The 25,442-nt window shown below is 49.7% G+C and carries 25 protein-coding genes and 1 riboswitch; of the genes, 14 read left to right on the forward strand and 11 right to left on the reverse strand.

All coding sequences use genetic code 11. The features are described 5' to 3' along the window. Positions 1 to 8 precede the first annotated feature (8 nt). From BM124_RS07080 to ytkD, 5 genes are all read left to right on the forward strand, one after another. Positions 9 to 1,661, forward strand: coding sequence for a BCCT family transporter (locus BM124_RS07080; protein ID WP_093336344.1), 1,653 nt, complete (start codon positions 9 to 11; stop codon positions 1,659 to 1,661). 208 nt (positions 1,662 to 1,869) lie between these two features. Further along, positions 1,870 to 3,036: a MalY/PatB family protein gene (locus BM124_RS07085; protein WP_244504265.1), complete on the forward strand. Its 1,167-nt coding sequence runs from the start codon at positions 1,870 to 1,872 to the stop codon at positions 3,034 to 3,036. Positions 3,037 to 3,210: 174 nt separating this feature from the next. Then, positions 3,211 to 3,375 carry a hypothetical protein gene (locus tag BM124_RS18845; RefSeq protein ID WP_170841020.1) on the forward strand — a complete coding sequence of 55 codons (165 nt, stop codon included), beginning with the start codon at positions 3,211 to 3,213 and terminating at the stop codon, positions 3,373 to 3,375. Between the two features lie 94 nt (positions 3,376 to 3,469). Further along, the gene (locus BM124_RS07090) at positions 3,470 to 3,949 is read left to right on the forward strand and encodes a YwpF family protein (protein ID WP_093336347.1); all 480 of its coding nucleotides are present in this window, start codon (positions 3,470 to 3,472) and stop codon (positions 3,947 to 3,949) included. Positions 3,950 to 4,005: 56 nt separating this feature from the next. Next, positions 4,006 to 4,491, forward strand: a complete 486-nt coding sequence (gene ytkD / locus BM124_RS07095) for an RNA deprotection pyrophosphohydrolase (RefSeq protein WP_093336349.1) — start codon at positions 4,006 to 4,008, stop codon at positions 4,489 to 4,491. Here ytkD and BM124_RS07100 read toward each other — a convergent pair. From BM124_RS07100 to pckA, 5 genes are all read right to left on the reverse strand, one after another. Beyond that, positions 4,472 to 5,281, reverse strand: coding sequence for an ABC transporter permease (locus tag BM124_RS07100; protein ID WP_093336350.1), 810 nt, complete (start codon positions 5,279 to 5,281; stop codon positions 4,472 to 4,474). The genes ytkD and BM124_RS07100 overlap by 20 nt on opposite strands. Next, positions 5,250 to 6,029: an ABC transporter ATP-binding protein gene (locus BM124_RS07105; RefSeq protein WP_093336352.1), complete on the reverse strand. Its 780-nt coding sequence runs from the start codon at positions 6,027 to 6,029 to the stop codon at positions 5,250 to 5,252. Before BM124_RS07105 ends, BM124_RS07100 begins: the two co-directional genes overlap by 32 nt. A 14-nt stretch (positions 6,030 to 6,043) precedes the next feature. Beyond that, entirely contained in the window at positions 6,044 to 7,039 is a 996-nt protein-coding gene (locus BM124_RS07110) for an ABC transporter substrate-binding protein (protein ID WP_093336354.1), read from the reverse strand. A gap of 628 nt (positions 7,040 to 7,667) precedes the next feature. Next, positions 7,668 to 7,940 (reverse strand): TatD family hydrolase, encoded by a 273-nt coding sequence (locus BM124_RS07115; RefSeq protein ID WP_093336356.1) that lies wholly within the window; start codon positions 7,938 to 7,940, stop codon positions 7,668 to 7,670. Positions 7,941 to 8,172: 232 nt separating this feature from the next. Further along, entirely contained in the window at positions 8,173 to 9,780 is a 1,608-nt protein-coding gene (gene pckA, locus BM124_RS07125) for a phosphoenolpyruvate carboxykinase (ATP) (protein ID WP_093336360.1), read from the reverse strand. 176 nt (positions 9,781 to 9,956) lie between these two features. On the opposite strand from pckA, the gene BM124_RS07130 reads away from it, so the two are divergent. Beyond that, positions 9,957 to 10,349, forward strand: a complete 393-nt coding sequence (locus BM124_RS07130; RefSeq protein ID WP_093336363.1) for a thiol-disulfide oxidoreductase DCC family protein — start codon at positions 9,957 to 9,959, stop codon at positions 10,347 to 10,349. A 50-nt stretch (positions 10,350 to 10,399) separates the two neighbouring features. Further along, positions 10,400 to 10,515: riboswitch (SAM riboswitch) on the forward strand. A 162-nt stretch (positions 10,516 to 10,677) separates the two neighbouring features. Further along, entirely contained in the window at positions 10,678 to 11,886 is a 1,209-nt protein-coding gene (gene metK / locus BM124_RS07135; RefSeq protein WP_139217078.1) for a methionine adenosyltransferase, read from the forward strand. Positions 11,887 to 12,032: 146 nt separating this feature from the next. Here the strand turns inward: metK and BM124_RS07140 are convergent, their stop codons facing one another. Next, on the reverse strand, positions 12,033 to 12,557 hold the full coding sequence (locus BM124_RS07140) for a gamma carbonic anhydrase (protein ID WP_093336365.1): 525 nt from the start codon (positions 12,555 to 12,557) through the stop codon (positions 12,033 to 12,035). 97 nt (positions 12,558 to 12,654) lie between these two features. Here BM124_RS07140 and BM124_RS07145 point away from each other — a divergent pair, with 97 nt between their 5' ends. Then, on the forward strand, positions 12,655 to 13,491 hold the full coding sequence (locus BM124_RS07145) for an alpha/beta hydrolase (RefSeq protein WP_244504266.1): 837 nt from the start codon (positions 12,655 to 12,657) through the stop codon (positions 13,489 to 13,491). A gap of 2 nt (positions 13,492 to 13,493) precedes the next feature. Next, positions 13,494 to 14,567 carry a tetraprenyl-beta-curcumene synthase family protein gene (locus BM124_RS07150; RefSeq protein ID WP_244504267.1) on the forward strand — a complete coding sequence of 358 codons (1,074 nt, stop codon included), beginning with the start codon at positions 13,494 to 13,496 and terminating at the stop codon, positions 14,565 to 14,567. Positions 14,568 to 14,583: 16 nt separating this feature from the next. Here BM124_RS07150 and BM124_RS07155 read toward each other — a convergent pair whose 3' ends face one another. From BM124_RS07155 to mnmL, 3 genes are read right to left on the reverse strand one after another with little or no spacing between them, the layout of a single operon-like run. After that, a complete protein-coding gene (locus BM124_RS07155; RefSeq protein WP_093336368.1) occupies positions 14,584 to 15,150 on the reverse strand; it encodes a beta-class carbonic anhydrase in 567 nt (188 codons plus the stop codon). Between the two features lie 13 nt (positions 15,151 to 15,163). Further along, the gene (gene mnmM, locus BM124_RS07160; protein WP_093336370.1) at positions 15,164 to 15,736 is read right to left on the reverse strand and encodes a tRNA 5-(aminomethyl)-2-thiouridylate-methyltransferase MnmM; all 573 of its coding nucleotides are present in this window, start codon (positions 15,734 to 15,736) and stop codon (positions 15,164 to 15,166) included. Beyond that, positions 15,733 to 16,704, reverse strand: a complete 972-nt coding sequence (gene mnmL, locus BM124_RS07165) for a tRNA modification radical SAM protein MnmL/YtqA (protein ID WP_093336372.1) — start codon at positions 16,702 to 16,704, stop codon at positions 15,733 to 15,735. Before mnmL ends, mnmM begins: the two co-directional genes overlap by 4 nt. A 385-nt stretch (positions 16,705 to 17,089) precedes the next feature. Between mnmL and leuS the strand changes: the two genes are divergently transcribed. Continuing rightward, a complete protein-coding gene (leuS, locus tag BM124_RS07170; protein WP_093336375.1) occupies positions 17,090 to 19,513 on the forward strand; it encodes a leucine--tRNA ligase in 2,424 nt (807 codons plus the stop codon). A 42-nt stretch (positions 19,514 to 19,555) separates the two neighbouring features. Here leuS and BM124_RS07175 read toward each other — a convergent pair whose 3' ends face one another. Then, complete coding sequence (locus tag BM124_RS07175; protein ID WP_093336376.1) at positions 19,556 to 20,833, reverse strand: BaiN/RdsA family NAD(P)/FAD-dependent oxidoreductase; 1,278 nt, start codon at positions 20,831 to 20,833, stop codon at positions 19,556 to 19,558. Between the two features lie 96 nt (positions 20,834 to 20,929). Here BM124_RS07175 and BM124_RS07180 point away from each other — a divergent pair, with 96 nt between their 5' ends. From BM124_RS07180 to BM124_RS07195, 4 genes are all read left to right on the forward strand, one after another. Then, positions 20,930 to 21,343, forward strand: a complete 414-nt coding sequence (locus BM124_RS07180; protein ID WP_093336378.1) for a secondary thiamine-phosphate synthase enzyme YjbQ — start codon at positions 20,930 to 20,932, stop codon at positions 21,341 to 21,343. A 66-nt stretch (positions 21,344 to 21,409) separates the two neighbouring features. Beyond that, positions 21,410 to 23,050, forward strand: coding sequence for a putative polysaccharide biosynthesis protein (locus tag BM124_RS07185; protein ID WP_093336380.1), 1,641 nt, complete (start codon positions 21,410 to 21,412; stop codon positions 23,048 to 23,050). 130 nt (positions 23,051 to 23,180) lie between these two features. Continuing rightward, positions 23,181 to 24,335: a putative lipid II flippase FtsW gene (gene ftsW / locus BM124_RS07190; protein ID WP_093336382.1), complete on the forward strand. Its 1,155-nt coding sequence runs from the start codon at positions 23,181 to 23,183 to the stop codon at positions 24,333 to 24,335. After that, positions 24,332 to 25,072 carry a pseudouridine synthase gene (locus tag BM124_RS07195; RefSeq protein ID WP_093336384.1) on the forward strand — a complete coding sequence of 247 codons (741 nt, stop codon included), beginning with the start codon at positions 24,332 to 24,334 and terminating at the stop codon, positions 25,070 to 25,072. Before ftsW ends, BM124_RS07195 begins: the two co-directional genes overlap by 4 nt. Before the next feature lie 49 nt (positions 25,073 to 25,121). Here BM124_RS07195 and BM124_RS07200 read toward each other — a convergent pair whose 3' ends face one another. Beyond that, entirely contained in the window at positions 25,122 to 25,340 is a 219-nt protein-coding gene (locus tag BM124_RS07200; RefSeq protein ID WP_093336386.1) for a DeoR family transcriptional regulator, read from the reverse strand. Between the last annotated feature and the right edge of the window lie 102 nt (positions 25,341 to 25,442).

The following is a 25,442-nucleotide window of genomic DNA, read 5'->3' on the forward strand; positions in this document are numbered from 1 at the left end:
GGACAAACGTGGAAAACAATTACGGAAAAGGTCTTAAGACTTCAGGTGACGTGATAAAGAATCCGGTATTTATCATTGCATTTATACTAGCTGCTGCATTTGTCATTGTTGGTATTTCGGTACCCAACTTCGGCGGATATATGGATGCCGCTTTTGCATGGATGACCAGCACACTCGGCTGGGGCTTCATTTTGGGAGCAACTTTCTTTGTCATCGTCACGGTTTATCTTATTTTTAGTCCTCTTGGTGAAATTAAACTGGGGGAAGATGGAGAGAAGCCGGAGTACTCCACTTTATCCTGGTTCTCTATGCTTTTCAGTGCCGGTATGGGAATCGGTCTTTTATTCTGGGGTGTTTCCGAGCCTATCAACCATTATAACTCACCTCCTACAGGAGAAGGCGGCACATCGGAGGCAATACATACGGCACTTCAGTATTCCTTTTTCCACTGGGGTTTTCATCCATGGGCTGTCTATGCTGTTGTTGCGTGTGCCCTGGCATACTTTTCTTATCGTAAAAACCTGCCGATGCTGCTCAGTTCTACGCTGGAACCGATGCTTGGCCGGGACAATCTAAATGGATTCTGGGGCAGTCTCGTCAACATTATCGGTGTACTTGCTACACTACTTGGTATTTCGACATCCCTTGGTCTCGGGGTTATGCAGATCGGCGGAGGACTCGAAACGCTCTTTGGTCTGCCGAACAATAATGCGACATGGGTTGGTATCGTGATTGTCGTTACCATTCTTGCTATTCTTTCCACTACGACAGGAATTGATAAAGGGATTAAATGGTTGAGTCAGATTAACCTGAGTGTAGCCGGGCTGTTAATGCTGATTATATTTATCATCGGACCTACTCTGTTTATCCTGAACGCATTTACTCATTCCTCAGGGACATATTTTCAGAATCTGATCTTCATGTCACTTGGTATGGATGCTACAGATGGAGCGAGAAACAGCTGGTATGAATCATGGACGATATTCTACTGGGCCTGGTGGATAGCATGGTCACCATTTGTCGGTTCCTTTATCGCCCGTGTTTCCAGAGGACGGACCATCCGCAGTTTTGCCATCGGGGTACTTCTCGTTCCGACGGGTCTCAGCATGTTCTGGCTTAGTGTCTTCGGCGGAGCAGCGCTTTATAATCAGCACTTTGCCGGCATGAATATTCTCGATGCGGTTATGCAGGATGAAGCACAAGGGTTCTTCGCGCTTCTGTCCAACTTTCCGTTATCCGGTCTGTTGATCTCGGTGGCGATGGTTTCGGTTGCCGTCTTCTTTGTGACGTCCTCGGACTCCGGTACGTACGTTATCGGTATGCTCACGTCAAAAGGGAACCCAAATCCACCAATCGGCATCCGTATCGCCTGGGGTACCATTGAAGGCTTGTTTGCCATCGTTCTGCTTCTTGCAGGAGGACTAAGTTCCCTGCAGACAGCATCATTTCTCGGAGGATTTCCGTTTATGCTTATTATGCTGCTTATGGTCTACTGTCTGATCAAGGCGCTGCGTAATGAGCTCCGGGAAGGTTCCCTGCCGGTGGAACGCCAGCGTATATTCGCAGCACTTGAAGACCTTCAGCGTGAGAAGAAGATTGATGAAGATGTATTTACCGAAGAAGCCTCCAACGGCTCAACCAATGATTCCAACAAGTCATAGGATGAAGTAAAGAGGCAGGAACGAAAGAATACAGATACGAAAAACCCCGGAACGGCGGCTGCTGTCATCGTCCGGGGTTTTTTGACTTTCCAGGAACCTAAGGGCTGCCGGACGTTGTTTTAATGCGAGTGGATAGCTTGAAAAAAAAGACGAAAAAAGGCACACTGAACAAAAGAGCAAACCGATCTGCAGACAAGGAGGAAATATGATGGACTTTCAGAACGTAATAGATAGAAATCAGACGAATTCGATGAAATGGGACTTTTACCCGGATGTTTATGGGGCCGGTGATCTTTGGCCGATGTGGGTGGCGGATATGGATTTTCAGGCACCGAAACCTGTACTCGATGCCATGCATGAAGTGATCAACCACGGAGTGTTCGGATACCACCGCCGTCCGAAATCCTTGTTTGACGCCACAACATCCTGGCTGGAGCATCGATTTAACTGGAGCATCTCCGATGAGCAGATTGTGTTCACCCCTGGCGTTGTACCTGCCATCAGCCACATTATACAGACGTTTACCAAAAAAGAGGACGGCATTATTATTCAGCCGCCTGTATATTTTCCTTTTTATGCGCTTGTGCAGAACAATGAGCGTACCCTTCTTCGAAATCCTCTCCAGGAAACAAAGAACGGTTTTACGATGGATTTTGAAGATCTGGAAGAGAAAATGAAAGAAGCTGAAATGATGATTCTATGCAGTCCTCACAATCCAATTGGACGTGTCTGGACGCAGGAGGAATTGACCAGACTCGCTGAACTCGCGGAAAAACACGAGGTGCTTGTCGTCTCCGATGAGATTCACGCAGATATCATACTTGATGGAAAACATACACCGTTGTCCAAAGCGGCAGAGGGGAAAAATGTCGAGACAATGACCTGTCTGGCCCCGAGTAAAACGTTCAATCTGGCTTCGCTGCAGTTGTCCTACGTCGTATTTGAAAACAATGAATCGAAGAAAGCCTATGAAAAACATCTGCAGCAGGAATTTGTCGGTATCAATAACCCGCTTGCAACCGTTGCCGCAGAATCTGCGTACCGCCACGGCGAAGAATGGCTTGAACAGATGCTGGAATACGTGAGAGCAAACGTTGAGCACGTAAAACAATACGTAGAGAGTGAAATGCCGGAAATAAAAGTAGTGAAGCCGGAAGGTACCTACTTGATCTGGATAGATATGCGTGGATTGAATATGGAGAATAAGGAACTGGAACAGTGGCTGCGCCGTGATGCAAAACTCGCGCTCAGTGACGGACCGAACTTCGGGAAAGAAGGCGGAGGATTTGTCCGTATGAATGCAGCCTGCCCCCGGGAAACCATCGAAGAAGGGCTCCGCCGCCTGAAAGAAGCTTATGACCGTTTGAATACGTAAAAAATGGACTGCATCTTCTTTCTTCTGCATTATGGAACTTTTCTAGACGCAAGAAGGTTTCATCATTAGTTTTTTTGTGCCGGCAGGAATGACGCAGGGATGCATCGAATAGAATACTTAAGTATACGAATGATTCGTCCAACATTCTGTGCGTAGGAAAAGGGGCCGTTCAACATGCAAAATGATGCTGCAAAAGAGCTTCAGAAAGAATTCGAATGTAAGCTCGGACGTGTACTGACAGTCGATGAAAAGGAACTGATTCATTGGATGGCAGAAAGACAGCAGCAGTTCGATAAGGCCGGCATGGAAAAAACGTTAGTGATGAAGGCGGAAAGTTAGGTAAATAAAGCGGAAGTGCGGAAAAAGCTGTTTCCAAAGTTTCTTTTTGGAAGACAGCTTTTTTCACTACCACCTGAAAGGAGAAGCCCCACAAATGAAAACATTCCGTCTCGTCTCTTTGTTTCTGCTGCCTGCAGAGAAAAAAGGCATTGCTTCGTACCGCGTTCCACTGCAGGAAGGGCTGATCATTAACAGGGAAGAACGTGATAAATCGTGGTTAATCGAAGCGGTTCTCCCGCAGTCGGAGGAAGAAACGTTCCGCCGGAAAATGGAAACACAGGAGCAGATGGTCCTTGAAGTAATTATCACCGACACACACAATGACCCCGCCCTGATGACAGGTCTTGTAAGACGTATTGTTCCTCTTGAACAACGGATTAGTGTCATGTTTGATGCCGTCATGGCTGCCGGCAAAGATGATGTATCCAATCTGATACTGGAACAGCTGATTGAAGAAGGTTATTCCGGACATGATATGCTGTCAGAATTCTATGAGCGAAAACAGGATCAGGGAAAATGGTCCAAAGAGGCCGCCGCTCGTATCTACAAACAGCTGGAATCCGCAGAAAACTGAAATGAAACCAGATAAACGAACCAGAAAGGTCATAAAACAAATAAGGACGATCTGAAATGAAAACATTTACGTTTCGGGATTATTACAACAATGAAGTAGAGCTGTCATACAGCAAAGAACCGTTTTCCAGCCGGCCGGGACATGTCTGGGTTATCTGCCGTTATGATAAACAGTGGCTTCTCACCTGTCATCCACGCAGAGGCCTTGAATTTCCGGGAGGTAAAGTGGAAGCAGGCGAAACCGCTGAAAAAGCTGCCATCCGGGAAGTATGGGAAGAAACGGGAGGTATCGTAAATCATATTACCCAGATTGGACAGTACAAAGTCAAAGGCCGGGCCGAAACGATTGTGAAAAATGTTTACTTTGCGGACGTGCAGCAAATTCAAATTAGAGACGACTACCTGGAAACGATGGGGCCGGTTCAGCTCAAACATCTGCCCCGGGAGCCGGATAAGAACTACAGTTTCATCATGAAAGATGATGTGCTGCCCAAAGCACTGCAGCAAATCAGGAAAAGAAAACTTACCTCCCTCTCCGACTGATTAAAAACCGTTCCAGTGCTTCAATGCTTTTGTACATAACAGCAGCCAGAACAGCAATGACAATAAGGCTGAGCATGACCTGACGGAACTGAAACACTTGAAAACCGTATATAATCATGTATCCAAGCCCCTGTTTGGCAACGAGAAACTCCCCGACAATTACCCCGACCCACGCCAGCCCGACGTTTACTTTCATCGTGGAAATGATCGTTGGATAGCATGCAGGCAGAACAGCATACTGAAACAACTGTTTTTTTGTCGCTCCAAAGGTAAGAAGCACCTTTTTGTAATTGTCATCCACCTGCAAAAAGGCGTGGTATACGACAATCGTTGTTATAACAACCGAGAGCAGGGTGGCCATCGCGATAACCGATGGGATTCCCGGTCCGAACATGACAATAATAATGGGACCCAGCGCTACTTTCGGCATGGCATTCAGAATCACGAGATAGGGATCAAACACCTTGGAAAAAAAGAAAGACCACCACAGCAGGAAAGCGGCCAGTGCACCGCCTGCACTTCCAAGAAGAAAGCCGGCTGCCGTTTCGGCAAGCGTTATGGAAGTGTGAACGAACAGGGAGCCGTCGCTCACCTTTTCCAGAAAAAGAAGGCCGACCTGACTGGGCATACTGAAAATAAGCGGGTCAATCCATGCCAGCCGGGCAGCTGTTTCCCATAAAACAAAAAACATGACAGCGAGCAGCAGCTGGGCACTCAGGACACGGCGTTTTTCTTTTGTTTTTTTCTGCAGATACAGCCTATGTTGAGTCTTGATGCTGTGTTTCAACATTCTCCAACTCCTCCCATATTTTCTGGAAGTAAGAGTGAAACGATGGGTGGTTTCTTGTTTCAAAAGGGGACCGGGTTCTGAGTTCTTCGGGTACGTTAAATGTATGCCGGATCGTACCGGGATTGGATTCGAATAAAACGATGCGATCTGACATAGCGATGGCTTCGCTTAAATCATGGGTGACAAGAACCGCGGTTTTACGCTGCTGTTTCAGTGTGATAGAAACGAGATCTTCGAGTCTCAGCTTCGTCTGATAATCAAGAGCGGAAAATGGTTCATCCAGAAGCAGCAGGGAAGGTTCCGGGGCAAGCATACGAACGAGGGCTGCCCGCTGCCGCATTCCCCCGGACAATTCGGAAGGGAACGCATCTGCTTTATCTCCCAGTCCAAGCTGCCGCAGAAGTTCCATTGTTTTGGATGACGTCTCTGAAGTAAGCATTCCTGTGATGACTAGACCAAGTTCTACATTCTGGCGGATGGTCAGCCATGGAAACAGATAATCCTGCTGCAGCATATATCCCGTTTCTTTTGAATAACCTTCCAGTTTCCGGTCATTCATGAAAATAGTGCCGGATGTGGGGTCGAGCAGCCCCGCAATCATGGACAGCAGCGTCGTTTTCCCGCACCCGCTCGGTCCAATAAACGAAACAAATTCCCCGTCTTCCACCGTAAGGGAGATGTCCGTCACCGCCCGCACTGCGTGTTCATCTGTAAAATATATTTTTTCAATTTCCTGCAGGGCAAGCATTTGACACCCTCCTTTTACTCTTCCATCACCTTTTCAGCGATGGTTGTGTCCACATACTTATCGTAATCAGACCGTTCCGGCAGTTGTCCGGCTTCCTCCATAATATTCTGCAGGTTATTCCACGCTTCTTCCGGGAGCAGCGGTGTTTCGGCATAGGAACGCTGGCTGCGGTATCGAACGGCTGCATCGGCGATGGTGGATGTCGGCGTGTCATCAAAGTAAGGAGCGAGCACGGTACCTATTTCTTCCGGTGAAGCGTCATAAATCCACTGCTGTGCCCGGTACAGCGCACGCGTGAAACGAAGTGCCGTGTCCTTGTCGTTTTCAAAAAAACTCTGCTTTGCCATAAATACGGTGTAAGGAATGGGGCCGGACTCTTTTCCAAAGGAAGCTGCGATATGAGCGATGCCTTCCTGTTCAAATTTGGTCGCCTGTGGTTCGAACAGCTGAACGTAATCCCCGGTGCCGGAGGCGAAAGAATTCGCGATGTTGGCAAAATCCACATTCTGGATTAGCTCCAGATCTTCATGGGGGTCGATATTGTGCTGCTTGAGTACATATTCTCCTGTCATCTGCGGCATACCGCCTTTGCGTTGTCCGAGAAAGACAGAGTCTTTTAGATCATCCCACTGAAAGTTTTCCGGTTCTTCCCGCGCCATTAAAAAGGTGCCGTCGGTCCGGGTGAGCATCGCGAAATTAATGATCGGCTCTGCCGGATCCTGCGAGTTGACGTAGATGGATGTTTCCGCGCCGACAAGGGCGGCATCGGCTCCATCGGAAAGGAGCGCTGTCATCGTTTTGTCGCCGCCCCAGGTTGTTGTGAGTTCTATATTTATGTTTTCTTCTTCAAAGAAACCTTTTTCCATCGCTGCGTATAACGGTGCGTAGAAAATGGACCGGGTTACTTCCGCAAGCTCCACCGTTGTGTTTTCCTGCTGTGACGAGCATCCGGCAAGTACACTTCCGGCTGCCAGCATAGCGCACAGCAGACCTTTTATACTTTTTTTCATTCTTTGGGCCTCCTCCATCTGCTTGTAGTACAGCTTATGACAGAAGCCCTCCCGGCGTGCGGAGCCACAAAGAAAGAGTCTGGGACAAAAGTAAAATAGGCGGAGGAAAACACGAATGTCTTGCGGCGTTGTTCAAGAGCCGCATAGCAGCGGAGTCAAAATGCTCCGGCTCCTGCTCAGAACAGCACGAGTCACGGGTACCCCGCAGGAAGCAGGGTACCCGTGACGTACTTCCACAGGATAAGGGCGTTTAAGGCGGCACCGGATACTCTAACGTGTCTTATGACTTTCATGCAGCGACGCGAACGGCCCGTTCCCTTTCCCGCTGAACACAACCTGGATTCGTTCATGACGACGTTTACGGGGGAACGAAACCCTCTAAAGTGCTTTATGAATCATTCGTGATGACGTTTGGAGGGGCACCGGATATTCTAAAGTGCCTCATGAGCCATGCTTAACGACGTTTAAGGGGTCGCAGAACCCCCTAAAGTGTCTTAGAACTATTCATCCTACTTTTCACGCAGCGACGCGGGCTTTTTGTTGCGTCGGCCCGTTCATTTTCCCGCTAAACGGAACCTGGATTCGTTCATGACGACGTTTATGGGGGAACGAAACCCTCTAAAGTGCTTTAGGAATCATTCATGATGACGTTTAAGGGCGCACCGGATACTCTAAAGTGCCTTATGACCCAGTCCAACGAACTTCCGTACACCCGTACGGCCGGATCTGCTACCTTTTCCCCCGTTATACCGGTTGGTGTCGTGATCACATCGCGGAGCAGCTCAGGTGTGGCTTCTATCCCAGCAAACGGGCCCTGGAACGGCCGGGGTCCGTCGGTTTCGACAAGCAGCTGATCCGGAGGAACTGCGGACGCGAGCCGTGCCCGGGGCAAAGAAGACACGATGAGCCCCGGCGAATCGATGTCGCCCTTGTACTCCGGAGTGCAAAGAAGACACAATGGAGCCCCAGCGAACCGATGCCGCCCTTGTGCTCTGGAGTAAAAGCAAAGCATTTTGGCGCAGCGGTGTATCTAAGAAACGAAGAATGCCGAACGATTTAAAAAAATCGTTCGGCATTCTTTTATCTTATAAAGGTTTTGTTCCAGTCTCTTTCTGGCAATACTGTTATCTGTTTTAACGGCCTGCGGTTTCGGCGCTGCGGCTGGGAGGTCCCGCTTCTTTGACAGCCTGGGAGACCCCCGTGAACTTCTGGAAGTTCTGTTCGAATCGGCGGGTGAGTTCTTTGGCTTTTTCGTTGTAAGCCTGTTTGTCTTCCCATGTCGAGGACGGCTGCAGCAGTTCATCCGGAACACCGGGGCACTGCAGGGGAATGTGGAGCCCGAAAGCCGGTTCCACTGCCATCTCGGACGATCCCAGGTCTCCTTCGAGTGCGGCCTGGATCATGGCTCTCGTGTAGGAAAGGTTAATCCGTTCTCCTATGCCGTACGGCCCGCCGGACCAGCCTGTGTTCACAAGAAAGACTTCCGTACCATGCTGTTCCATTTTATCACCGAGCATTTGTGCATAAACTGATGCGTCAAGCGGTAGAAATGGTGAACCGAAGCAGGTGGAAAAGGTCGCTTCCGGCTCTGTGATCCCACGTTCTGTGCCGGCGAGTTTGCTTGTGTACCCGCTCAGAAAGTGGTACATCGCCTGTTCTTTTGTGAGCCTGCTGATCGGCGGCAGGACACCAAACGCATCAGCCGTAAGAAAAATGATCGTCGATGGGTGGCCGGAGGTGCTCTTTTCCAGCGCATTTGGTATATTGTCGATTGGGTAGGCTGCACGTGTATTTTCCGTTAAATCGGTGTGTGTGTAGTCCGGATCACCAGTGGTCCGATCGACGTGGACATTTTCGAGCACCGCTCCGAAACGGATCGCATTCCAGATCTGCGGTTCTTTTTTCTGTGACAGGTTGACGCATTTGGCATAGCAGCCGCCTTCGATGTTGAAGATGCCGTTATCCGACCATCCGTGCTCATCATCTCCTATTAGGTAACGGTTTGGATCGGCGGACAGTGTTGTTTTTCCTGTTCCGGACAAACCGAAGAAGAGGGTGGTATCTCCCTCTTCTCCTACGTTGGCCGAGCAGTGCATAGGCAGAACATCCTGCGTGGGAAGAAGGTAATTCATGACCGAGAATATCGATTTCTTCATTTCCCCGGCGTATTCGGTTCCGCCGATTAAAATAACCCGTTCTTCAAAGGAGAGGATGATAAATGTCTCGGAATCGGTGCCGTCCCGTTCAGGATCGGCCTTAAACTGCGGTGCACTGATAATGGTGAAAGGCTCAAGTCCTTGATTATGAGCCGGACCGGCGGAACGCAGGAACAGCTGACGGGCAAACAGATTGTGCCAGGCGAATTCATTGATAACGGTGATCGGCAGCTGGTAGACGTCATCCGCCCCGGCTGATCCATGTGTGACATACAATTCCTCTTTGCTCTCCAAATGTTGGAGAACCTGATCATAAAGCGATGTGAACACGTCCCGGCTGATCGGACGGTTTACTTCCCCCCAATCCACTTTTTGAGCAGAAGTGCTGTCATTGACGATAAATTTATCTTTCGGAGACCGGCCTGTGTATTTTCCAGTTGCTACAGAAAGGGCACCGTCTGCGGTGAGGACGCCTTCTCCCCGGGAAAGGGAAATTTCCACAAGACGCGGAACAGAGAGATCAGTATGCACGTTTTCGCCTTCCATCAAACGTGTTAAAGGGTTGGAGAAACGGGACGACATCATGGTGGAAAATCCTTTCTTTTATCAGAATATTGTATTTGTTACAAAATAGTATAACATATTTTACTAAACAGTCTATACTTTTTAAAGAAAAATGTTATACTTATTTTTGTTTCAACCATACAAAATAAAGGGAATAGATATGTTATACTAAAAGAAATAAAACAGGAGGGTCCATTATGAAGAAGCCGTCCTCCATCATCGTTTTTTATGATCAGAGCTGCGGCATCTGCCGGGAGTCCAGACGGTTTATTGAAAAATGGGACCGCACCGGCATCATTACATGGTTTGATATCCAAGCCCCTTCAACGCTGGAAATGTATCCTTTTCTGGAAGGCAGCAACGTACAGGAAGCGATGCACCTTCTGGAAGATAACACGTATCTCTATACCGGGTTTGCGGCAGTGAAACGTATCGTGCAGCTGCTCCCGGCAATCAGAATCGCAGCGCCGCTTTTAAACCTGCCGGGAGCTGACCTGGCAGGTGAGAAACTGTACGCCCTCGTCGCCCGTAACCGCCACCGGCTGTCCGGTGCAGAGTGTGATTCTGGAACGTGCGGCATCAAGCGCTGATCATTTGACAGAAACTATTGTTGTACGGTACTATAACTGTTGAACGGATACTCTTATCCCGAGCTGGTGGAGGGACAGGCCCTTTGAAGCCCGGCAACCATCCTCCTCTTGCAGGAGGCAAAGGTGCTAACCTGGAAAGACGGAATAACGTCTTGGAAGATAAGAGGCGAAAAAGGTGAACGGATAGAGACCCCTTTTCCTCGCCATGGAAAAGGGGTCTCTATGTTTTCATAGGATAGAAACACTATTTTACGCCTGCTCGTCTTTAAGAATTGGAACATAGGGAATGAGTGCCGTAACAATCTAACGTGAAGGGGAGGCAGTACAAGTGTCTACGGATGGAAGACGTTTGTTTACATCAGAATCAGTAACAGAAGGGCATCCGGACAAAATCTGTGATCAGATCTCCGATGCTATACTGGATGAAATTATATCGAAAGATCCTAATGCCAGGGTGGCCTGCGAAACGGTTGTGAATACCGGGCTTGTTCTGGTAGCCGGCGAAATCACAACCTCAACATACGTGGATATTCCAAGCATTGTACGGGATACCCTCAAAAAAATAGGATACACAAGAGCTAAGTACGGCTTTGACCACGAAACGTGCTCTGTCCTTACATCGATTGACGAACAGTCCGCCGATATTGCGCAGGGAGTGGATCAGGCGCTCGAAGCCAGAGAAGGGCAGATGACCGAAGGAGAGCTGGAGGCTATCGGTGCCGGGGACCAGGGATTGATGTTCGGTTATGCGGACAATGAAACACCGGAACTGATGCCGCTCCCGATTTCGTTATCACACAAACTGGCACGCCGCTTGACGGAAGTAAGAAATGATGGAACCATCCCTTACCTCCGCCCGGACGGTAAAACCCAGGTGACGGTAGAATACGGTGAAGATGGAAAACCACTGCGGGTGGAGACGATTGTTATTTCCACGCAGCACCACGCTGATGTATCCCTCGATGAGATAGACAGAGATCTGAAAGAACATGTCATCAGACCGGTCGTTCCGGAACATCTTCTTGATGAACAGACGAATTACTTTATTAACCCGACCGGACGCTTCGTTATCGGCGGCCCGCAGGGAGACGCCGGATTGACCGGAAGAAAGATCATCGTAGATACGTATGGTGGATATGCCCGTCACGGGGGCGGCGCATTTTCGGGGAAAGACGCGACGAAAGTGGACCGGTCCGCATCATATGCCGCCCGTTATGCTGCTAAAAATATTATTGCGGCGGGGCTTGCCGAAAAATGTGAAGTACAGCTCGCCTATGCCATCGGTGTAGCCCGACCCGTATCCGTTTCTGTGGAAACATTCGGCACGGCGGAAGTATCTGAGGAGGTTCTGGCTGAACTTGTCCGGGACAACTTTGACCTGCGTCCGGCTGGTATTATCAGGATGCTTGATCTGCGACGTCCGATTTACCGGCAGACCGCGGCATACGGCCATTTTGGCAGGACTGACGTAGAACTGCCTTGGGAAGCCGTGGACAAGGCTGAAGCACTGAAAGAGCAGGCCGCACAAAACAGGTAAACGAACGGCCCCGTATGAAAACGCAGCACCCAGATAAAAATCCGGACGAGTAGATAACATTCTCCATTGGAATGCAGCATCGTCCGGATTTTTCATTCTGTCTCTGTTTTTGGATGAAACAGCGGGTGTAATAAGGCGTAGACAGCTCAACCACCACCGCGGCTGGTCCATTCTTTGTAGTGTCTGCCTTTTTCTACATAGGACTGCTGCACGCGGTGCATCTCACGTAGATCTTCGTCGGTGAGGTCCCGCACTACTCTTGCCGGACTTCCGAGTGCGAGGGTGCGCGGGGGGATGACTTTGCCGGGTGGAACAAGAGAACCGGCACCGATAAATGCCTCTTCCCCGATTTCGGCACGGTCCAGTATTTTGGAGCCCATTCCAATCAGTGCATTTTTACGGATAATGGCGCTGTGCAGGATAACCATGTGCCCGATGGTGACGTCATCCTCAAGAATCAGAGGGTTCTTCGGACTTTGGTGGAGAACAGATTGATCCTGAATGTTGACACCGTTTCCGATAATGGTCGGAGCGACATCGCCACGGATCACGGTGTTAAACCAAACGCTTGATTCCTCTCCGATTTTTACATCCCCTGTGATGGTCACATAGTCGGCTATATAGGCGGAATCTGCAATGTCCGGAGACTTTCCTTTGTAATCATAGAGCATGTCGAAACCTCCTGCTCGTTCATAGAATTTTTCCAACTTTAATGTAAGTGTAGCAAAAATCATAGTAAAATGGATAGTATGGGGATTGTTCGTTTCGATGCAGCGACAAAAAGGCAGGGATAACAAGATGATAAAGACTTGGTTAACAAAAAAACCACGCGGCACGATGGTGTTGATACATGGTGCCGGTGAACATCATGTTCGATACCAGGCATGGATAAACCGTCTGAACAGCCTAGGTTTTCACGTCGTTGCCGGTGATCTGCCGGGTCACGGGAAAACGAGAGGAAAAAGAGGCCACATTGATCGTTTTGACCAGTACATAGATGCCGTGTACAGCTGGTACAAAGAGGCGGCCGCTCTCGATGCTCCAGTATTCCTGTTCGGACACAGCCTTGGAGGGTTGATTGCGGTTCGGACCTTGATGGAAAAGCATCTGCCGGTTCGGGGAGTGGTCTTGTCCTCTCCCTGTCTCGGTCTGGCGGATTTTCCCAACAGAGGGAAGGAACTCACCGCAAAAATGATGCACCGTATGGCTCCTTCTATCCGGGCCGAATCAGGAATTACGGCAGAACGACTCACCAGAGATGAAGAGACAAGAGCGGCATTCAGGCAGGATGATCTTATCGTTTCAACAGTAACCCTGCGGTGGTACAGGGAACTGACGAAAGCTGTCAAACAGGCTCATCTTTATCCGGATTATTATCCGGACGTTCCTACCCTGGTCATGCAGGCCGGAGAGGACTATATTGTGGACGGTTCTGCGGTACGGCGCTGGTTCAGCCAGCTCCGACTGTCAGATTGCGCGTACCGCGAGTGGAAAGGGTTGTATCACGAGCTTCTTCATGAACCGGAGCGCGAAGACGTGTTCAGATTCATGATGCATTTTGTGGGGCAGCGTCTGGAACATACGATGGAGGAAGAAGGAGGATGACTGTGAACGTACCAGCAACGCCTTGGACCATGATGTACAGCATCTACCGGGAAATCATTCCCGAGGTGCACCGCCTGCTCGGACAGTGGCGGGAAAAAGCAGAGCAGATCCCGAATCCGGAGCTGCGGAGACAGGCTTTGATAAGCATAGAAAATAAAGCTTTCCATTGTGAAGGCGGCGGAGTGTACGCTATGTTCGCTCCCGAAAGCAGACGGGAAAACGTCCTTCAGTTCATTATTGCGTATCAGACGATCTGCGATTATCTGGACGGTCTCTGCGACTGGAGTGAATCCCAGAATCCCGATGACTTTCATATGCTCCACAAAGCATTAAAACATGCACTTGCACCGGGACATGAGGTGGAGAACTACTATTTTTACCGTGAAGATCAGGACGACGCAGGTTATCTGAAAGATTTGGTGGAAACCTGCCAGTCTTTTCTGGTGACGTTTCCCGGCTTTTGGAACGTCCAAAAATACATGGAGGAACTGTCTCATCATTACAGAACGCTTCAGGTTCATAAGCATGTCAAAAAAGAAGAGCGGGTCCCGAGATTAACCGCCTGGTTTGATGAAGTAAAAGAGGAATTTCCTGATATCCGCTGGTATGAATTCAATGCCTGCACCGGTTCTACACTCGGAATCTTTGCCCTTGGAGCTTATGCTGCCAGATCCCACCTGGCAGACGTGCAGGCCCGCTCCATCAAATCGGCTTACTTCCCGTACGTGCAGGGGGTTCATATTTTACTGGATTACTTTATTGATCAACAGGAAGACATCGCTGATGATGAACTCAATTTCTGCGCGCAGTATGATGATGAGCAGGAAATGGTGGAACGGGTCCGCTACTTTAAAAAAGAAGCGGAGCGGAAAGTGCGGAAATTGCCGGATGCCCGGTTTCATTCGTTAATTGTGAAAGGATTGTTTGCGATTTATCTGGCAGATGAGAAGGTGCAGACAGAGCCGTCGATGAAAAAAACAGCGAAACAATTCATCCGCTTCGGCGGACTGCCGGCCGCGTTCTTTTACATTAACACCTGGGTCTACAGACGGAGTTCCAAATCGATATACGGGTAACAAAAAAGCATCGGCTTCACTGGGAAGCCGATGCTTTTTCGATGACGGTGAGTTCGCCTGTGTCGGGGGAGATGGCGAGTCCGTGGACGGGTGTTCCTTCCGGCAGAAGGGGATGATTTCGTATTATTTGTGCGCTGCTTTTCACATTTTCTTCGACATCGTTGAATCCGCGCATCCACTTGTCCAGATCGACGCCGGCGTAGGCTGCTTCCTGCAGCCGCTCGGTATCAGCGCCGCGGGACTCGGCCTGGCTGAAAATATCATCGGAGGTCAGGCCGGTCATGCCGCACCCGTAATGTCCGATGACAGCGACTTCATCGGCTTTAAGGGCATAAAGCGCGACAATGATGCTGCGCATAATGCTGTCGTAGGGATCTGTCACGATGGCACCTGCGTTTTTAACAATTTTTGCGTCTCCGTTTTTCAGGTTCAAAGCCCGCGGAAGCAGTTCAATCAAGCGTGTGTCCATACACGTCAGAATGACGATTTTCTTATCCGGAAACTTGGATGTCTGCAAGGATTCGTATTCTTTTCCTTCTACAAATTTTTCATTAAAAGAAAGCATGGAATCCAGTACGGTCATGGTTACTCACTTCCTATCTTTTTTCAAAAATGAATAAAAATGGGGGATGATTCACTTGATTCATAAATTCATAACGCAGAACCTGTATTTCTTTTTGGGGCAGGGAGGCCGCGTAGTCTTCCAGTCTGTCTTTTTCCACACGGCCTTCCTTGTGTCCCGGGTAGACGACAACGAATAAAAGACCTCCAGGTTTTATGATGTTGAGCAGCTGTGAAACAGCTTGTATCGTTGTATCTGTCCGGGTTGTAACCGTTTTGTCACCGCCGGGCAGGTAACCAAGGTTAAAAACAGCCGCCTTCAGATTCCTCCGGTGCTCGTCCGGAAGCTGTCCGGCTGCGTGCTCGTGGCCTGTGTTCAGAAGGAAAACGCGTTCCTGCAGGTGATGTTTTTCGAGGCGCTGCTTTGTCTGTTCCAGTGCTTCGGCCTGAATGTCAAAACTAAAGACGCTGCCGCTGTTTCCCACGCAGCGGGCAAGATGAAGCGTGTCTCTGCCGGTGCCCGCGGTGGCGTCGACCGCGGTGTCCCCGTTTTCGAGCACTCTTTCCATCCATTCTTTCGCAAATGTCAGCACATCGGGCATCGTCATCGCGAGAGGGCCGCCTCCGGCTGATAATATTTTCCCTGCCAGCTGTTACGGCGTTCAATCTCAGCATCGATGGAATTCAGAACTTCCCATTTGTTCAGGCTCCACATCGGGCCGATGAGAAGATCCGCGGGTCCGTCACCGGTTAAACGATGAATGACCATGTCCGGCGGAAGCAGTTCAATCTGGTCGACGACAAGGCTGACGTATTCCTCCATGTCCATGAACTCAAGCAGTCCCTGTTCGTATTGATGAACCATCGGAGTGTGTTTCAAGAGGTGCAGCAGATGAATCTTAATTCCCTGCACATCTAGCTTTGCCACTTCAGCCGCGGTTTCTTTCATCATATTATACGATTCCTGCGGCAGTCCATCGATGATGTGGGAGCAGACGCGGATACCGTGGGCGCGGAGTTTATTCACGCCTTCCTTGTAGCATTCAAAATCGTGCGCCCGGTTAATAAGGTCGGCTGTGCTTTCATGTACGGTCTGCAGGCCGAGCTCCACCCAGAGATATGTGCGTTTGTTCAGTTCAGCCAAGTATTCGACAACATCATCAGGAAGGCAGTCTGGGCGGGTCGCAATCGCGAGTCCGACAACACCGTCCTGTTCGAGAATGACTTCAAACATCTCGCGCAGTTCCTCCACCGGTGCATACGTATTGCTGAATGCCTGAAAATAGCCGATGTACTTTCCGTTTTTCCATTTTTGGTGCATCCGGTCTTTCACTTCGTGGAACTGTGTGACCAGGCTGTCTTTGCGGTCGCCTGCGAAATCGCCGGATCCGCGGGCGGAACAGAACGTACAGCCTCCCGATGCTGCCTGACCGTCCCGGTTCGGGCACGTGAAACCTCCGTCGAGAGGGATTTTGAATATCTTTTCTCCGAAATGGTCACGCAGGTGGTAATTCCATGTATGATAACGTTTTTCTCCCCACATCAACGGCAGTTGTTCCTGTTCATTCAGCGTCATGATTGAATCTCTCCTTCTACACGCTATACTTCTGTATTTTAGCATGATTCATCAAAACATCCAAATAGACACGAATACGCTCCTGTTTGCCTTCTTCAAGACAGGCGTGTAATATGGTAAGATAGGTAATATGCTGTTTCATGTCATGATTGTGCCGCTTCGTTTTGACCAATCTTGACAGACGGCATGGAAGTTCATAAAATACCAAGTATTAAAAGGAACCCGCAAAAGCGCTTCATATATATAGGAAGAATGTTGACAGGGAACAGCAGCAGAAAAAACAACCTCTCGTCCCTATAGGAAGCAGGTAGGGGGCGGGGGGTTTTTAATGGATGCATACAACAAGTGATTGGACGGTCAGCAAATCAAAGGAGGTACATATACAATGGCTTTTCCCCACCAGGATATTGAAAAGAAGTGGCAGCAGTACTGGGAAAACAATACTATTTTCAAAACACCGGATCTTCCGGATTCAGGTAGTAAATTTTATGCGCTGGATATGTTTCCGTATCCTTCAGGTGCGGGGCTTCATGTCGGACACCCGGAAGGTTATACCGCAACCGACATCATTTCCCGCATGAAACGGATGCAGGGATATCAGGTGCTTCATCCGATGGGATGGGACGCGTTTGGTCTTCCGGCGGAGCAGTTTGCGCTTGATACCGGAAAGAATCCCGGGGATTTCACCCAGGCCAACATTGAAACCTTTAAACGCCAGATTAAAGCACTCGGGTTTTCCTATGACTGGGACCGTGAAATTAATACAACGGATCCCTCCTATTATAAATGGACGCAGTGGATTTTTATCCAGCTGTATAAAAAAGGACTGGCCTATGTTGATGAAGTGGCGGTGAACTGGTGCCCGGCGCTTGGAACGGTACTTGCCAATGAAGAAGTGATTGACGGACGCAGTGAGCGCGGGGATCATCCGGTGGAACGCAGGCCGATGAAACAGTGGATGCTGAAAATCACCGATTATGCCGACCGTCTCCTTGAAGATCTGGAAGACCTCGACTGGCCGGAGAGCGTAAAAGATATGCAGCGGAACTGGATCGGCCGTTCAGAAGGGGCGGAAGTCTATTTTGACATCGACGGTCATGATGAGACGTTCACCGCTTTCACAACCCGGCCGGATACATTATTCGGTGCGACTTACTGTGTGCTGGCACCGGAGCATGAGCTCATCGATGTGATTACGACCGATGAGCAGAAGGACGCGGTAGAGACCTATAAGCGGGAAATCGGGACGAAAAGCGACCTCGAGCGGACCGAACTGCAAAAAGAGAAAACAGGTGTGTTTACTGGTGCCTATGCTGTTAATCCGGTCAACGGCGAAAAACTTCCTATCTATATTGCGGACTACGTTCTCGTCAGTTACGGCACCGGGGCAGTCATGGCTGTTCCGGGACATGACCAGCGTGACTATGAATTTGCTACAGCGTTTGATCTCCCCATTGTAGAAGTCGTGGAAGGCGGAAATATGGAGCAAGAAGCGTATGAAGGCGACGGGCCGCATATTAATTCGCAGTTTCTAAACGGCCTTCATACAGAAGAAGCCATCTCCGCGATGACGGAACGCCTCGAACAGGAAGGCAGCGGAAAAAGAGAAGTCACGTACCGTCTCCGTGACTGGCTGTTCAGCCGTCAGCGCTACTGGGGGGAACCGATCCCGATGATTTACTGGGAAGATGGTTCTCTTTCCCCGGTACCTGAAGATGAGCTTCCTCTGGAGCTTCCGGAACTCGAAGAATTTAAGCCGTCGGGCAACGGTGAATCACCGCTTGCCAACGCAGAAGAATGGCTGGAAGTAACGGATCCTGCCACAGGTATGAAGGGACGGCGCGAAACAAACACCATGCCTCAATGGGCGGGAAGCTGCTGGTATTACCTTCGTTTTATCGACCCGGACAACGATGAGAAACTGGCGGATGAAGAAAAACTGAAACAATGGCTTCCCGTTGATATTTATGTCGGCGGCGCCGAGCATGCCGTGCTGCACCTTCTGTATGCCCGCTTTTGGCATAAAGTGTTGTATGACATTGGTGTTGTGCCGACGAAAGAGCCGTTTCAACGACTATACAACCAAGGTATGATCCTTGGGGAGAACAACGAGAAAATGAGTAAATCCAAAGGGAATGTCGTCAATCCGGATGATATTATCAGAACACATGGTGCTGACACACTCCGTCTGTATGAAATGTTCATGGGACCGCTTGAAGCGGCAGTGGCCTGGTCGGAAAACGGCCTGGACGGCGCCCGTCGTTTCCTCGACCGCGTATGGCGGATATTCACGGATGAAAAACAGACGCTGTCCGATGCCATTACGGAAACCGGCGGTAACGAAGAGTTTGAACGGACGTATCACAAGACAGTGTACAAAGTGACGGAAGAATTTTCGCACCTCCGCTTCAACACCGGGATCAGCCAATTGATGGTGTTCATGAATGAAGCCTATAAACAGGACACACTCCCAAGACCGTCAATGGAAGGCTTCGTTAAGCTGCTTGCACCGGTAGCACCGCACATTGCTGAAGAAATATGGGAACTTCTCGGACACGAGGAAACCATTGCTTATGAGCCTTGGCCGTCGTATGATGAGAATATGCTCGTGGAAGATGAAGTGGAAATTGTACTTCAGATTAACGGGAAAGTACGCGCTAAAGCGGTTGTACCGAAAGACGCCGATGAAGAGCAGCTTGAAACGCTTGCGAGAAACGATGAAAAGATCAGCGGAGAGATTGACGGAAAGACCATCCGCAAAGTCATTGCCATCCCTGGCAGACTCGTTAATATTGTCGTCGCAGGATAAAAAAAGCAGCCGTTCCTCTACAATAGGAGCGGCTGCTTTTATCTACGAAAGAGACTGTGACATGGAAGATTCCGCTGCGGCCATGCCGGCGGTATAGCCAGTGGAAAAGGCGCATGTAATGTTAAAACCGCCCGTATAGGCGTGAATATCAAGAATCTCGCCGCAGAAAAAGAGACCGCCGGTGATTTTGGATTCCATCCGCTTCGGCTGGATTTCTTTAATGGAAATACCGCCTCCGGTAACAAAGGCATCTTCAATCGATAAGGTGCCGTTCACATCAAACCGGAAGTCTGTCAAAGCCTGTGCAAGACTGCGAAGTGCGTCATTGGGCACGTCCTGCAAAGGTTTGGACTCCGGTATGCCGGAGCGCTCCAGAAAGAAAGCCAGAAGCCGTTCCGGCGCCATCTGTTTTAAAGCATTTTTGGCGGCTTTGGCGCCGTCTTTTCTCTTGGTGCCGGCAAGGTTCTGAAACATGGCTTCGGCATTGGTGTCCGGAAAGAGGGAGAGCCCCATCGGAATAGTGGATGTCTCATTTTTTTTCAGTGCTTTCACGACGTACTGGCTGCATCGCAGCACAATAGGGCCGGAGATGCCGAAATGCGTGAAAATCATATCGCCGCGGTGGGTCTTTATTTTCTTTCCTTTTGGCGTATAGACGGTAAGCGCGACATTGGACAGGGACAGGCCCTGAAGCGTTTTGTCCTGGATAAAGGAAGCCGCTGATGTGATGGGAACTTCTGTCGGGTACAGTTCTGTAATCGTGTGACCCGCTGCTTGTGCCCAAGGGTAACCATCCCCGGTGCTGCCGGTGTTGGGCACTGACTTCCCGCCTGTTGCAACGATGACGGAAGCGGCTTCGAGCACTTCTTTGTTATCAAGTGTCATGCCGGTCACGCGGCCGTTTTCAAAGGTGAGAGATTCTACTTTCGTCTGAAGCCGTATCTCGACTCCGAGTTCTTTTATTTTCTGGAGCAGAGTCTGCACGACGGTCATAGCTTTGTCATTAACCGGAAACATGCGGCCCATGTCTTCTTCTTTCAGTTCAATGCCGAGGTCTTCGAAGAAGGAGATAATGTTTTCGTTATTAAAAATCGAAAACGGGCTGTGCATAAACCGTCCGTTACCCGGAATGTGTTCGATTAATTCTTTCTGCTCCATCCGGTTTGTTACGTTACAGCGCCCGCCGCCGGAGATGGCAAGCTTACGCCCCAGCTTTTTTCCTTTATCAACGATGAGGACGCGGGCGCCCTGCTGCGAAGCGGCTACAGCTGCCATTAATCCAGCCGGTCCGCCCCCGATAATGATAGTGTGATAAGTCATGTGTATTCCCGCCTTATTTAATCAATTCCACTATAAATGATACGCTTACGTTATACAGAAAGAAAGAGGTTGTCAAAGCCTGGAGGAGGATATGGAATGCTTGAAAAAATGACCATCCGGACAAAACAGCATGACGACATGGTGGATGTAACAAATGATATACAGCAGTGGGTGCACAACCAAAACATACAGAGCGCTATCCTTGTCGTATACTGCCCTCACACAACCGCCGGCATCACCGTTAATGAAAACGCAGATCCGGATGTGAAACACGATATGCTCATGAAACTCGATGAAGTGTACCCGTGGAATCATCCGAAATACCGGCACGGCGAAGGAAATTCGGCCTCCCATCTGAAAGCATCCACGGTCGGTACCCAGCAGACATTGATCGTGGAGCGGGGGCGGATTGTGCTCGGTACATGGCAGGGTGTTTATTTCTGCGAATTTGACGGTCCGCGCACACGTTCCATGTACGTAAAGGCCATCCCCGATACAAAGGAAGTGTAAACGCGCAGATTGTGGTAAAATGTCGACGGACGTATACTTTCAGTCATGACAATGGGAGTGGAAAACATGCCCGATTCTAATAAATTTTTACGGGGCACGATGATATTGTCGCTGGCCCAGTTTTCATCCAAGTTTCTTGGAATGATTTTTGTATTTCCGTTTGCTGCTCTCGTCGGGCAGCAGGGGCTGGCACTTTATCAGTACGGTTACCAGCCTTACACGATTTTATTAAGCCTTGCCACACTTGGTGTACCGATGGCGGTGTCCAAGTTTGTTTCCAAATATAATGCGCTCGGGGACTACCGGACAGGCCGGCGCCTGTTTCAATCCGGACTTGTTATTATGAGCCTGACGGGGCTCGCGGCGTTTCTCGGCTTGTTTTTTATGGCGCCGGTTGTCGCAGGATGGATTATTCCGAGTCCGGATGCTGCAGGCGGCAATGATATAGAGGCCGTCGTTTTCACGATACGAATGGTCAGCACGGCACTTCTTTTAGTACCTGTGATGTCGATTATCCGCGGTTATTTCCAGGGGTTTCAGTCGATGGGGCCGACAGCGGTCTCCCAGGTGGTGGAGCAGGTGGTGCGCATCACCTTCATACTGGCCATGGCATTCGCCGTTCTCCATATATTCGGCGGAGAGAGGGGAACTGCTGTCGGTTTTGCCACATTCGGCGCGTTTGTGGGCGGCCTTGGTTCGCTGCTCGTCCTGATCATGTACTGGAAGAAGCGGCACCGCCATCTGGAGCGGGAAGTGGAGCAGAGTACGGTGGATCACAATATTTCGCTGCCCTCGATGTACAAAGAGCTGCTTGCCTATGCGCTGCCTCTTTCTTTTGTGGGCCTTGCCATTCCGCTGTTTCAGTTGGTCGATCTGTTTACGTTCAACAATGCATTGACGGCGTCGGATGCTTTCATACAGAGTGAAGCAGAAACCGCATATGGGGCTTTTTCAGGTTCGGCCCATAAACTTATTCTCATTCCGGTCGCTGTGGCGACAGCGATGTCTGTTACGCTGATTCCCGCCATCACCAGTGCGTTTACAAACGACAGCAGGGAGCTTTTGCAGCGTCAGATCACGCAGACGTACCAGATTATTCTATTTCTCGCCGTGCCGGCATCAGCCGGTCTGATGGTTTTATCCTACCCCACCTTTGCCGTTCTGTTCGGCATGGATGATATGCAGCTTGGCGGTCACATCTTAAGATATTATGCTCCGGCGGCCTTGTTTTTCTCCGTTTTTTCGGTGACGGCAGCGGTTCTGCAGGGAATTAACCGGCAGCGTTTTGTTGTGACGTCCCTTCTTATCGGACTTTGCATAAAAGCTGCCACCGCTTATCTGTTCCTGTATTATATGGGGCCTGTCGGCGGCAGTTTCAGTACACTTGCCGGCTACGTTGCCGCTGTTGGAATCAACATATGGGGAATTGGCCGTTTTACGTCGTTTCACTACGGAAAATTGGTGAAGCGCCTGCTTTTAATTACCGCGCTCACCCTGTTGATGACAGCCGCTGTTGTCATTGTCAAAGAAGGGGCAAAGACTATGTTTCCGCTGGACTCCTGGCATCATGCGTTTTTCGTCGAATGTTTCAGTGTAGCGGTCGGAGCCGGCCTGTACCTTGTTCTAAGTGTGAAAACCGGACTGGCCGGTGTTATTCTGGGAGGTCGTTTCCCTTTTCTGAAACGGACGAAAGACTTGCCGAAATAAAAACAAGGTTCAAAACAGGGACCGGGTTCTCTTTTTCACGGAGGACCCCGGTGGTATAATATACTAACGCCCGTCTGCCGGGATGGAATACAATTATGCTGAAGGGACGTGCAATCACCCTGGAGGTACTATGAAAACGAGACGTTACAAAGACTATGACTGGTGGTTAATATCTGCAGCTATGCTGCTGGCCATGTTCGGTGTCATCATGATTTTCAGTGCCAGTTTTCCACTTGCCATTGATATGTATGATGATCCTGCACACTTTTTCAAAAGACAGCTGATCTGGCTGGCTCTCGGTAGTGTACTGCTGTTCTTTTTTATGCACTTCCGTTATGAGGGGCTGAAGAAGCTGTCTCCATTTCTGATTGCCGGAACGATACTGCTTCTTATCCTCGTGCTTCTCGTCGGAACGACAATCCGCGGAGCAACGAGCTGGATTTCCATCGGTCCGCTAACCATTCAGCCGTCGGAATTCGTGAAGCTGGCGGTGATTATTTATCTGGCCCAGGTTTACTCCCAGAAACAGGCTTACATCAATAAGTTTATCAGTGGTGTGCTGCCTCCGCTTGTGCTCGTTGTGGTTGTGTTCTCACTCATTATGCTTCAGCCGGACCTTGGTACGGCGGCCGCCATTTTAATGACAGCTGGGATCATTGTTTTTCTCTCCGGTGCAAAAATGAGGCATTTGACAGTTCTTGGTCTTTTATCCGGCGGGGTTATTACGTACTTTGCGCTTAGTGAACCCTACCGTGTGCAGCGTCTGATAGCTTTTCGTGATCCATTTGAAACAGCGGAGCGTGCCGCTGATAATGCCTATCAGCTTGTCCAATCGTACATATCCATAGCACATGGCGGACTTACCGGTACAGGTCTTGGACAGAGCGTGCAGAAGATGCACTATCTGCCTGACCCTCATACCGACTTTATTCTGGCGATAGTCGCAGAGGAGCTTGGTATTTTCGGGATCGGTTTTGTTCTGATCTGCCTGTTGACGATTGCCTGGAGAGGGATAAAAGCGGGGATACGCTGCCGCAAAACATTTGGAACGCTGCTGGCTTTCGGGATTGTTTTTCAGATTGTCAGCCAGTCCATTGTGAACGCCGGCGCGGCAACCGGACTTCTGCCGATTACAGGACTTCCGTTTCCGTTTTTAAGTTACGGTGGATCGTCCATGCTGGTCTCTATGGCAGGCATTGGTATTCTGGCTAATATTTCACGAGAAGGAAAACGGGTAAAACAGGCCCGGGAAGAACAGGCTGCAGAGGGGAGAGAGTATGGGTGAGAGCTGATAAGTTACTGGCAAATACCGGATTTGGGACAAGAAAAGATGTCAAAAAACTGTTGAAGCAGGGAGCCGTGACGGCTGATGGAGAAAAAGTGAAAAGCGGAGCGGTCCACCTGGATCCGGACACACAGAAAATAGAAGTGAAAGGGGAACCGCTCGTTTACCGTGAGTACATTTATCTGTTGATGCATAAACCGGCCGGTGTTATCTGCGCAACCGAAGATGAGCTTCATGAAACAGTGCTGGACATTCTGGAATGGGAAGATGTCGTCCGCAGCCCATTTCCGGTTGGGCGGCTGGATAAGGATACGGAGGGGCTGCTTCTGCTCACGAATGACGGGAAGTTCTCCCATGCGCTGACGTCACCGAAGAAAGGCGTACCGAAAATATATGAGGCACTGCTGGATCAGCCGGCGTCAAAAGAAGATGCCGAAGTGTTCTCCAGTGGTGTAACTCTTGATGATGGTTATCGCACCAAACCGGCTGACCTCCAGCGGTTTCCGGAAGATCCGGACCGGGTCCGCATAACGATAGGGGAAGGTAAATATCATCAGGTGAAACGGATGGTTGAAGCAGTGGGAAAAAAGGTTCTCTATTTAAAACGTATTCAGATCGGTTCTCTGGAACTTGATGAAGAGTTGGAAGCCGGGGAGTACCGTGAGATGGAAGAAGAAGAAGTCCAGCAGCTGCTGGACGAAGCCTATCATCGTGACAAAAAGGAACCGCCGCGCTGAATAAACAGCCCGGCGGTTCCGTCTTTATACGTCCTGTGTCATAAGTCTATCAGGATACTTTCACTTTTTTCTTTGTCAATGTCCATTTCCCTCTGGAAGGGCTGTGCACTAAACGATTGTATTCCAGCACATTCAGATCCCGCTGAATCGTCCGCTGGGTGATTCCGAATTCGTCAACCAGTTCGCTCGTTGTCACCGTTCCTTTCTCTTTGATATAAAGATAAATCGATTTTACCCGGGTGATCATGCGGTCGGTTGATGGCCTCAAAAAACCACTCCTTAGCTTTAATGAATGGGGGAGGTCGCCTCCCGGGGCACTGGTATCATGCTGTTATTCATCTGCATTGACAGGAAAACGATGCAGCGGTCA

Source organism: Salibacterium halotolerans (genome assembly GCF_900115625.1).
In the GTDB taxonomy this organism is placed as follows: Bacteria; Bacillota; Bacilli; order Bacillales; family Marinococcaceae; genus Salibacterium; species Salibacterium halotolerans.

Excerpts from the sequence above, each read along its gene's own strand:
- pckA (WP_093336360.1), bottom strand. The coding sequence starts at position 9,780 with ATGATGTCGTCCCGTTTCTCCAACCCTTTAACACGTTTGATGGAAGGC.
- BM124_RS07130 (WP_093336363.1), top strand. The coding sequence starts at position 9,957 with ATGAAGAAGCCGTCCTCCATCATCGTTTTTTATGATCAGAGCTGCGGC.
- ytkD (WP_093336349.1), top strand. The coding sequence starts at position 4,006 with ATGAAAACATTTACGTTTCGGGATTATTACAACAATGAAGTAGAGCTG.
- mnmL (WP_093336372.1), bottom strand. The coding sequence starts at position 16,704 with ATGACGCTGAATGAACAGGAACAACTGCCGTTGATGTGGGGAGAAAAA.
- BM124_RS07140 (WP_093336365.1), bottom strand. The coding sequence starts at position 12,557 with ATGCTCTATGATTACAAAGGAAAGTCTCCGGACATTGCAGATTCCGCC.
- BM124_RS07090 (WP_093336347.1), top strand. The coding sequence starts at position 3,470 with ATGAAAACATTCCGTCTCGTCTCTTTGTTTCTGCTGCCTGCAGAGAAA.
- BM124_RS18845 (WP_170841020.1), top strand. The coding sequence starts at position 3,211 with ATGCAAAATGATGCTGCAAAAGAGCTTCAGAAAGAATTCGAATGTAAG.
- BM124_RS07155 (WP_093336368.1), bottom strand. The coding sequence starts at position 15,150 with ATGACCGTACTGGATTCCATGCTTTCTTTTAATGAAAAATTTGTAGAA.
- leuS (WP_093336375.1), top strand. The coding sequence starts at position 17,090 with ATGGCTTTTCCCCACCAGGATATTGAAAAGAAGTGGCAGCAGTACTGG.
- BM124_RS07175 (WP_093336376.1), bottom strand. The coding sequence starts at position 20,833 with ATGACTTATCACACTATCATTATCGGGGGCGGACCGGCTGGATTAATG.
- BM124_RS07145 (WP_244504266.1), top strand. The coding sequence starts at position 12,655 with ATGCAGCGACAAAAAGGCAGGGATAACAAGATGATAAAGACTTGGTTA.
- mnmM (WP_093336370.1), bottom strand. The coding sequence starts at position 15,736 with ATGACGATGCCCGATGTGCTGACATTTGCGAAAGAATGGATGGAAAGA.
- BM124_RS07100 (WP_093336350.1), bottom strand. The coding sequence starts at position 5,281 with ATGTTGAAACACAGCATCAAGACTCAACATAGGCTGTATCTGCAGAAA.
- BM124_RS07105 (WP_093336352.1), bottom strand. The coding sequence starts at position 6,029 with ATGCTTGCCCTGCAGGAAATTGAAAAAATATATTTTACAGATGAACAC.
- BM124_RS07110 (WP_093336354.1), bottom strand. The coding sequence starts at position 7,039 with ATGAAAAAAAGTATAAAAGGTCTGCTGTGCGCTATGCTGGCAGCCGGA.
- BM124_RS07185 (WP_093336380.1), top strand. The coding sequence starts at position 21,410 with ATGCCCGATTCTAATAAATTTTTACGGGGCACGATGATATTGTCGCTG.
- ftsW (WP_093336382.1), top strand. The coding sequence starts at position 23,181 with ATGAAAACGAGACGTTACAAAGACTATGACTGGTGGTTAATATCTGCA.
- BM124_RS07085 (WP_244504265.1), top strand. The coding sequence starts at position 1,870 with ATGGACTTTCAGAACGTAATAGATAGAAATCAGACGAATTCGATGAAA.
- BM124_RS07180 (WP_093336378.1), top strand. The coding sequence starts at position 20,930 with ATGCTTGAAAAAATGACCATCCGGACAAAACAGCATGACGACATGGTG.